Below are 8,551 nucleotides of genomic sequence, written 5' to 3'. Positions count from 1 at the left end.
GCTACATCGCTGGTAATCTCCACGCCGCGGTTAATCGGGCCCGGGTGCATCACCACGATTTCTTTGTCGAGGTTATCTAAGATTTGCTTATTTAAGCCGTACATCATGGCATATTCCCTTAGCGAAGGAAAATATTTAATATCCTGACGCTCTAACTGGATACGCAGCATGTTGGCTACATCGCACCAGTTTAGTGCTTTAATAAGGTTATGTTCTACCTTTACACCCAGTTGGTGGATGTGTTTCGGGATTAGTGTAGTTGGACCACAAACCATTACTTCTGCGCCCAAACGCTGTAAGCAAAGGATGTTGGAGATGGCTACACGCGAGTGCAGGATATCGCCTACAATAACCACTTTTTTACCGGCCACGTCGCCTAATTTCTGGCGGATCGAAAATGCATCAAGCAAAGCCTGTGTGGGGTGTTCGTGCGCACCGTCGCCGGCATTTACAATCTGCGCTTTAACATGTTTGCTTAAAAACTGACCTGCACCAGCATAAGGGTGGCGCATCACCACCATATCAACTTTCATTGATAAGATGTTGTTTACCGTATCAATCAGCGTTTCGCCCTTACTTACCGAGGATGATGATGCTGCAAAATTGACTACATCTGCAGAAAGCCTTTTTTCAGCAAGCTCAAAAGAAAGTTTGGTGCGGGTGGAGTTTTCGAAGAAAATATTGGCAATCGTAATATCGCGGAGCGAAGGTACCTTTTTGATTGGCCTGTTAATCACTTCCTTGAAATTATCTGCAGTTTCGAAAATCAATTCGATATCATTCCGGTTAATATCTTTAATGCCTAAAAGATGTCGGGTTGATAGTTTTTCTGCTGCCATTTTTTATTTATTGTTATCCGATATTAAAATCACTTTGTCTTCACTTCCTTCACTCGTCCAGGTTACTTTTACCTGTTGCGAGTTTAAACTGTCTACCTGTTGGCCGATATAATCTGGCTCAATTGGTAAATGCCTGCTAAACCTGCGGTCTATCAAAACCAAAAGTTCCACTTTCTCCGGTCGGCCGTAAGCAAGCAGGGCATCCAATGCCGCCCTGATGGTTCTGCCTGTCCAAAGTACGTCATCAATTAGAATTACTTTTTTGCCTTCGATAATAAAATCGATCGAGTTGCTGCTGGCGGTTACCAAGCCATCCTTACGGCGGAAATCGTCCCTGAAAAAAGTAATATCAAGGTTTCCCTTTAATATTTTCTTGTTTTTCAGGATTTGCTCGAGTTCCTGGTGGATGCGGTCTGCCAAATAAATACCCCTCGGCTGGATGCCAATTAAAACGGTATTCGCGAAATCGTCGTGGTTTTCAATTAATTGATGGCAAAGCCTCTTAATTGTAATCTGAATTTTTTGTCCGTCAAGAAGTGTTTTCTTTTGCATTGAAGAAGGATTGGGCAAATATATAAAAATGTTTTAAGGTTGTAAAGTTGAATACCGATTGTTTTGCGGTTTGCTTGTTAAAATGTTCTCTATCAAAATGTAAATAATCGTATCAAGACAAAAGTATCAAGACTGAATTGCAAAATTACAGGTCTGTTCTAATAATGTATCCTTTGAGTTTTAGTCTTTCTGCTTAAATTTTGAAAAGCAATTGCTGTTTTTTATTTTAAAGTTAGTCCGGCTGTACACTGTAGTCCCGATTTTCAATCGGGAGCTGTCGTTCCCATCCGGTTTAGGTGGCCACTTGTTGCTACTATTTAAGGTAAAAACCCACCGCTTCGACCGTTTTGGTGCTATAATTTATGGCTTTATTCTTTAGTCTTTATGCTTTGGTCTTTTAGCTTTAGTCTTTCTGGTCCAATGCTATCAGCTCCAAAAGTTTGTTGTTAATCAATTTGGTAATGGTTTTTTTTCCATTGCCGATCAATTTTCCATCTATTTTATCAACCGGAAAGGCATTTTTGGTAGAACTGCTGATAAAAGCTTCTTTGGCCTGGTAAACTTCGTTTAAAGTAAAATCTCTCTCCACAAAAGTATAATCGGGAATATCCAGGCTCAAAATTTTCTTTCTGGTAATTCCGTTTAAAATTTCATTTTTTGCGGTAATCACTTCATGATCTGTAACAATAAAGAAATTTGCCCTAGGGCATTCCCTCACTTTGCCATTGTTATGATAAAGCAGGTCGTCAGCACCGTTTTCCTTTACAAATTTCTGCAAGCGGATGGCCTGCAGATAATCGATGGTTTTAACGTGCGGAATCTGCCTTTGATGGTTGTAGCTAACCAATGCTAGCCTTGTATTGGTCGTATTTTCGATTATATTTAAAGGTGTTTGAATAATGATCAGGTTAGGTTTAACCATGGTATAACCATCTGCTGAGAAACCTCCGGTGAGGATAATTTTGATACCCGAATCAGCAATATTGTTTCTGGCAATTAGTTTTAAAATGGCTTCATGCAACTGCTTGCGGTTTAACTCAACTTCCAGGTGCATTTCCTTTGCAGAGTTGTAAAACCGGTTAAAATAATCCTCAATAAAGATTGGTTTGTGGTTAATTGTTTTCAGAAAATCGAAAATTCCATAACCCCTCTGGATAGAAAGATCGGATACCGAAATATTAGCATCTTCCGCTAAAAACAGTTCATTATTGATCGAAATATACATCGTACAATGGCTTAAAAAGTTTATTTTGATTAATATTTACTCATAGTAACCGATTTTTAGCCTAATTGCCTTACTCGATCGTCATTCTGCCCAGATTTTGCATCGGGATCAGCATCTTTTCTGCCAGATAGACCCTGAAATAAATTCAGGGTGACGACCTGCAGGGGCTTAGTTTTGTTGATCGTTTTTCTTTCTGCCTGGCGACCATAACCAAAGCGATAGTAAAATTAAAGGAATACAGATACTTAATGAAATTACAATCAGGATTGGGCGCTGTTTAACCATATCTGCTTCCTGCGAAATGAAAACATATACCGCTTCTTTAATGGCGAATATGGTAATAATGGTGCAGATAACAGCAAGAATTTTCCTCATGGCTTAATTTTGAATGCAAAGATTGCATTTATTTTTAAAAAGAGAAAGGAAAGTCGTCATTGTAGGCAGAGTTCCCCATCTGCCGTCATTTCGACCGTAGTGCAGCGAAGTGGAGAAATCTGCTGCAGACAACTCCACTCGCGATAGATCTCTCCGTTCCGCGATGCTTCAGTCGAGATGACGGCTTCTTAAAAAAGCCGGCTGGATTATTCCAAACCGGCCTCTGTTTAAACCAAATAAATAACAATTACTCTGCAGTTTTTACAGGAGTTAAGTTTTTCAATTCATCTTCGGTAAATAAGCGGTAATGCACTTTAAAGGTTTTTTGGAGGGGAGTTTCCAACGAAAAACCGCCAACGCCAAAACCTTCCAGCACATCTAATGTAAAATGCGAAAATTTCCAATACTCAAATAAATCCCTGTCTACCCAGAACTCGCATCCCTCCACTTCGCCCAAACAAACATCATTCATCCGCAGGTAATAACCTCCTTTTTCGAAACACTGGGGCTGTGTGCCTTCGCAGCAACCACCAGCCTGATAAAACATTAGCTCACCGTGTTTTTCTTTTAATACTGCGATGAGTTCTTTAGCTTTTGCTGTACTGTCTATACGTTCTATCATTGTGATTTTGTTTTGTTGTTGATGGCTTAGGGTTTTGATGGTTGGTGGTTCATGGCCAAATGGTTGATGGTCTGATGGTTCATGGTCAAATGGTTGATAGCCTTGTTGCTCGCCTGATTTATCGCATAAATTTTATATCGGTCATTAGGCAATTGCAATAATCCGCCAGGCTATGGACTAATAAACTATCAAACCATGATCTAATAGCCTTTTTTGCCATAAACCAACAACTATAATCCACTAAAAGAACCCCAGTTTATTTTTATCGTAAGAAATCAACATGTTTTTAGTCTGGCGGTAATGGCCCAGCATCATTTTATGGTTTTCCCTGCCAACGCCTGATTGTTTATAACCACCAAAAGGAGCACCCGCAGGATAGGCGTGGTATTGGTTTACCCAAACGCGGCCGGCCTGGATGGCCCTTGGTACCTGATAAAGCTCGTGTGCATCACGTGTCCATACACCGGCACCTAAACCATATAAAGTATCGTTTGCGATTTCAATGGCTTCTTCAACAGTTTTAAAGGTGGTAACGGCCAGTACCGGACCAAAAATTTCTTCCTGAAAAATCCGCATTTTGTTATGGCCTTTAAAGATGGTGGGTTTAATGTAGTAACCGCCACCCAGTTCGCCTGGCAATTCGTTTACTTCGCCACCCGTTAAAACTTCAGCACCTTCTTCTTTACCGAGTTTAATATAGGCAGCAATTTTTTCATACTGGATTTTGGAAGCCTGAGCGCCCATCATTACGGTTCTATCCAGCGGACTACCGATTTTAATTGCTTCGGTTCTTTCGATTACTTTTGCGATAAATTTTTCATAAATGTCTTCCTGAATCAGCAAACGTGATGGACAGGTACAGATCTCGCCCTGGTTTAAGGCAAACATTACTGCTCCTTCTACTGCTTTATCTAAAAAGGCATCATCCTCTGCCATAACCGAGCTAAAGAAAATATTTGGCGATTTTCCACCCAATTCTAAAGTAACTGGGATAATATTTTCGGTGGCATATTGCATCACCAATCTTCCGGTAGGGGTAGAACCTGTAAATGCCGCTTTCGAAACTTTTGGATTGGTAACCAATGCACGGCCAAGTTCTGCGCCAAAGCCATTTACCACATTAACCACACCCGGAGGCAGTAAATCGCCAATTAGTTCCATTAAAACCATAATTGATATCGGGGTGCTTTCAGCTGGTTTCAACACCACACAGTTTCCGGCTGCAAGGGCAGGGGCAAGTTTCCAGATCCCCATTAAAAGCGGAAAATTCCACGGAATAATTTGTGCCACTACACCAATAGGTTCGTGAACAATTAATGAAACGGTATTATGATCGAGTTCTGATAACGAACCTTCTTCGGCACGGATTACGCCTGCAAAGTACCTGAAGTGATCAACTCCTAAAGGTAAATCGGCAGCTAAGGTTTCCCTTACCGCTTTTCCGTTATCAATGGTTTCTACGGTAGCCAGGTATTCGAGGTTATCTTCCATCCGTTGTGCAATTTTATTCAAAATAATGCTCCGTTCGGTAGAAGAGGTTTTGCTCCAGGTTTTAAAAGCCTCATGCGCCGCATTAACAGCTAATTCCAGATCTTCTTTGGTAGAATGGGCTGCTTTGGTAAATACCTTGCCATCAATCGGAGAAATGTTGTCGAAATATGCCCCCTTTACCGGTGCTACAAATTTTCCCCCGATATAGTTATCGTAATGGGGTTTGAATGATGGTTTCTCAATTAAATTTTCCATAATTATTATTGAATTTTAAATACCACCATGAGCATGGATCTGAAATAATATCTTGATGGCTTGCTCATAATGATTTTGTGTTTAAAAAGATTTGGTTAATACAAACCTAATGGCAAAGCAATGCGGATAGGTAGTATAATCGGCTCAAATGGTAGCACTATTGTTTCAGGTAATGTAACCTATATGAAACGTGGGCATTAAGCCGTTATCTTGACATTAATTGGTATTTTGAATGGTAAAATAAGTGGATGGAATCATTATATTTGATAGTATTAAATTGGTTTAATCAAATATTTTCTGTTATGCAGCATACATTGGATCAGGTAAAACTCAGTGCTTCAGAAACGTTGCAAACGTTGGTAGAAAACAGAACTTCGTATACCCTGGAGCGTTGCGAGCTGAATGTTTTCGAAACCTATACCCAATCCTATAAAGTGCCGCTTACGTTTAACGATTTTGTGATCACCAGTATGCTCAGGGGCAAAAAAGTGATGCATTTATTTGATAAAGAAGGATTTGATTATTTTCCCGGTCAAACTGTTATTGTTCCACCTTCGGTTACCATGCAGATCGACTTCCCCGAGGCTACCAACCTTAATCCCACCCAATGTATTGCTCTCGCCATTGATCAGGAACAGATCCAGAAAACAATTGCCTATTTAAACGAGTTTTTCCCGAAAGAGGGAAGTAACGAAAAGTGGCTGTTAAATTACGACGAATATCATTTTTACAATAACGAAGAAATTGCCTACCTCATCAATAAGGTGATCCGTATCTGCTCCGAACGCACTAAAGAAAAAGATGTACTGGCCGATTTAACTTTAAAAGAGCTGCTGGTGCGTATTATGCAAACGCAAAACCTTAAAACAATCAGCGATGAAGGTTATAACCTCAACCAGAACCCCCTGGCTTTTGTACTGAACTATATTAAATCAAACCTGAACGAGAAGATCAACATTAATAGTTTGAGCGATAAAGCCTGCATGAGCAAGGCAACGTTTTATCGCCTGTTTAAACGCGAACTGGGCATCAGCCCGAATGATTTTATTCTGACGGAAAAAATTAACAAAGCAAAACTTTTACTTGCCCAGCCCGGTACGAAAGTAGCCTCAATTAGTTACGAACTGGGTTTTAATGATGCCAATTACTTTATCAGGGCATTTAAAAAGATTGTGGGCATTACACCTGGGGCTTATCAGCTGCAGGCGGCAAAACATTTAATCCATTAATTTTCCAAATACCTTTTTGAGTAGGTAATGCCCATTAAATCGTAGCGTTTAAACTGCGTTTTAAGCCTTTTCTGAAAGTCGGGATAATTGCGTTTTTCTTTAGGACTCCACAAAATTTCACTCAGGGCATCCAGTCTTGGGAAAAGCTGATACTCCACTTTTGCCAGATTAGTGATATACTCGCTCCAAAGGCAGCCCTGTCCACCCCAGATGTATTTTGCCTGTTCGGCAGTTAATCCAGCAGGTACAGGTTCGTAATTGTATACATCAATCAATGGCGAAAATTTATTGGCAGTTAAACTATCTTCCTTTACAAACTGGGCATGATTAAAATACATTTTAATTTCTGGCGTCATGATGGCTTTGTGTTGTAGTTTGGCGGCATCAATGCCTCCTTTTTCGCCCTGCCAGCTCATTACCACAGCATTTGGGGCTAACCCGCCCTGTAAAATCTCGTTCCAGCCGATAATGGTTTTGCCTTTGCTGTTTACAAATTTCTCCATCCTGCGGATAAAATAGCTCTGTAGTTCACTTTCGTTCTTCAAACCGTTTGCTTTCATTATTTCCTGCGAAACAGGAGATTGTTTCCACCACACTTTCGAAGCTTCATCACCACCAATGTGGATGTACGGCGATGGAAATAGGTCCATTACCTCGGTTAATACATTTTCCAGAAATTTAAAGGTCGTATCCGAAGCTTGTAAAACGTTGTTGTATTTATTCATCATTCCCCAGGTTTGGGCAACTTCATATTTTTTATTGGGTTCGGTACCAAGCTCCGGGTAGGCAGCCAATAAGGCCATGCTGTGTGCAGGCATTTCAATTTCTGGAATAATCGTGATGTAACGTTTGGCCGCATAATCAATTACATCCTTAATCTGCTCCTGGGTATAATATCCGCCATGTTTAATGCCATCGGTTTTAAGTACAGCGTTATTTGGTGTAATTTTTACTTCTGTTGGTAGAACCTGGTATTTAATGTTTTCATTTCCTTGTCCGGGCCATAAGCCAATAATGCTTCCGTTGCGCCAGGCCCCGATTTCAGTCAGTTTTGGGTATTTTTTAATCTCGATCCGCCAGCCATGATCATCCGTTAAGTGCCAGTGGAAATAATTCATTTTGTGGAGGGCCAGATAATCGATGTACTGTTTGATAAAGGCTACATCAAAAAAATGACGGCTTACATCGAGGTGCATACCACGGTAATCGAAACGGGGATAATCAGTGATTTCAACAGCAGGTATTATCAATCTTCCTAATGAATCTTTTTCTTGGGGCAGCAACTGAATTATTGTTTGAATGGCATAAAACAGGCCTTGTGCTGTTGACGAGGCCGAGACTAATGCTTTTGGTAAGACAGAAAGAAAATATTCATTAGGATTTTTATATTGGCTTTTTCGAAGATTTAAACTAATTGAATTTGTTTGCACTTCGCTAAGGGTTATTTTTAAATCTATTTGATAGTGTTTTAATAGATAATTTTTTAAAAAATGTGCAGAATTTAAAATGGAAGAATCATTTATTGAAATAACTGTGTATTTATCGATCGCAAATGTTTCATTAGGAAAATTGTTTGTTCTAATTTCTGCAGGCTGCGGGATAATATTTATTTCCTGAGCAAAAAGATTAAAGCTAAATGCCCAAAGGAAAAATAAGACGATCAGGTTTCTCATAATCTGTGATTTCGTTTTCAAAAGTAATCATTCTATACGGATGAACGGAAAAGGTTTGGTAGAACGAATTACAGATGTTACATAAACCCGATGGGAGCGGGCACGAAGTGTAACGGAGTAAAGCGGACAGCGGGGCAGGAGTTGCCGATTTAGGATTGCTTTCGTTTTTAAATATTGAACCATATAAGACATTTAAGAAAATATAAGCTCATGCAGCAAATTTCTTCATTGTTCTTACATTTCTTATATGATGAATGAAAATTAGATTGCTTCCCGAAAATCGGGGCAGG

At 39.9% G+C, this 8,551-nt stretch carries 8 protein-coding genes; 1 reads left to right on the top strand and 7 read right to left on the bottom strand.

Translation table 11 applies throughout. From position 1 onward, the window contains the following. The 6 genes from DRW42_RS27135 to DRW42_RS27110 form a co-directional block, all read right to left on the bottom strand. The coding region (locus DRW42_RS27135; RefSeq protein ID WP_113951995.1) for an aspartate carbamoyltransferase catalytic subunit at positions 1-839 on the bottom strand (839 nt) is incomplete at its 3' end. 3 nt (positions 840-842) lie between these two features. Then, entirely contained in the window at positions 843-1,391 is a 549-nt protein-coding gene (gene pyrR, locus DRW42_RS27130; RefSeq protein ID WP_113951994.1) for a bifunctional pyr operon transcriptional regulator/uracil phosphoribosyltransferase PyrR, read from the bottom strand. Between the two features lie 403 nt (positions 1,392-1,794). Continuing rightward, positions 1,795-2,616 (bottom strand): aminotransferase class IV, encoded by an 822-nt coding sequence (locus tag DRW42_RS27125; protein ID WP_113951993.1) that lies wholly within the window; start codon positions 2,614-2,616, stop codon positions 1,795-1,797. 168 nt (positions 2,617-2,784) lie between these two features. Further along, positions 2,785-2,991, bottom strand: coding sequence for a hypothetical protein (locus DRW42_RS27120; RefSeq protein WP_113951992.1), 207 nt, complete (start codon positions 2,989-2,991; stop codon positions 2,785-2,787). 247 nt (positions 2,992-3,238) lie between these two features. Further along, positions 3,239-3,613 carry a DUF779 domain-containing protein gene (locus DRW42_RS27115; protein WP_113951991.1) on the bottom strand — a complete coding sequence of 125 codons (375 nt, stop codon included), beginning with the start codon at positions 3,611-3,613 and terminating at the stop codon, positions 3,239-3,241. Positions 3,614-3,853: 240 nt separating this feature from the next. Beyond that, positions 3,854-5,359, bottom strand: coding sequence for an aldehyde dehydrogenase family protein (locus DRW42_RS27110; protein WP_113951990.1), 1,506 nt, complete (start codon positions 5,357-5,359; stop codon positions 3,854-3,856). A gap of 302 nt (positions 5,360-5,661) precedes the next feature. On the opposite strand from DRW42_RS27110, the gene DRW42_RS27105 reads away from it, so the two are divergent. Continuing rightward, complete coding sequence (locus DRW42_RS27105; RefSeq protein WP_113951997.1) at positions 5,662-6,588, top strand: helix-turn-helix transcriptional regulator; 927 nt, start codon at positions 5,662-5,664, stop codon at positions 6,586-6,588. On the opposite strand, the gene DRW42_RS27100 is transcribed toward DRW42_RS27105, so the two are convergent. Beyond that, entirely contained in the window at positions 6,585-8,261 is a 1,677-nt protein-coding gene (locus tag DRW42_RS27100) for a beta-N-acetylhexosaminidase (RefSeq protein WP_113951989.1), read from the bottom strand. The two genes, DRW42_RS27105 and DRW42_RS27100, sit on opposite strands and share 4 nt — an antisense overlap. Positions 8,262-8,551 lie beyond the last annotated feature (290 nt).

It is taken from the genome of Pedobacter miscanthi, from assembly GCF_003315595.1.
In the GTDB taxonomy this organism is placed as follows: domain Bacteria; phylum Bacteroidota; class Bacteroidia; order Sphingobacteriales; family Sphingobacteriaceae; genus Pedobacter; species Pedobacter miscanthi.
This window is presented reverse-complemented; position numbering and strand designations above follow the sequence as displayed.

Bases quoted from the DNA above. Each gene is read 5' to 3' on its own strand.
- pyrR (WP_113951994.1), bottom strand. From the start codon at position 1,391: ATGCAAAAGAAAACACTTCTTGACGGACAAAAAATTCAGATTACAATT.
- DRW42_RS27125 (WP_113951993.1), bottom strand. From the start codon at position 2,616: ATGTATATTTCGATCAATAATGAACTGTTTTTAGCGGAAGATGCTAAT.
- DRW42_RS27120 (WP_113951992.1), bottom strand. From the start codon at position 2,991: ATGAGGAAAATTCTTGCTGTTATCTGCACCATTATTACCATATTCGCC.
- DRW42_RS27115 (WP_113951991.1), bottom strand. From the start codon at position 3,613: ATGATAGAACGTATAGACAGTACAGCAAAAGCTAAAGAACTCATCGCA.
- DRW42_RS27110 (WP_113951990.1), bottom strand. From the start codon at position 5,359: ATGGAAAATTTAATTGAGAAACCATCATTCAAACCCCATTACGATAAC.
- DRW42_RS27105 (WP_113951997.1), top strand. From the start codon at position 5,662: ATGCAGCATACATTGGATCAGGTAAAACTCAGTGCTTCAGAAACGTTG.
- DRW42_RS27100 (WP_113951989.1), bottom strand. From the start codon at position 8,261: ATGAGAAACCTGATCGTCTTATTTTTCCTTTGGGCATTTAGCTTTAAT.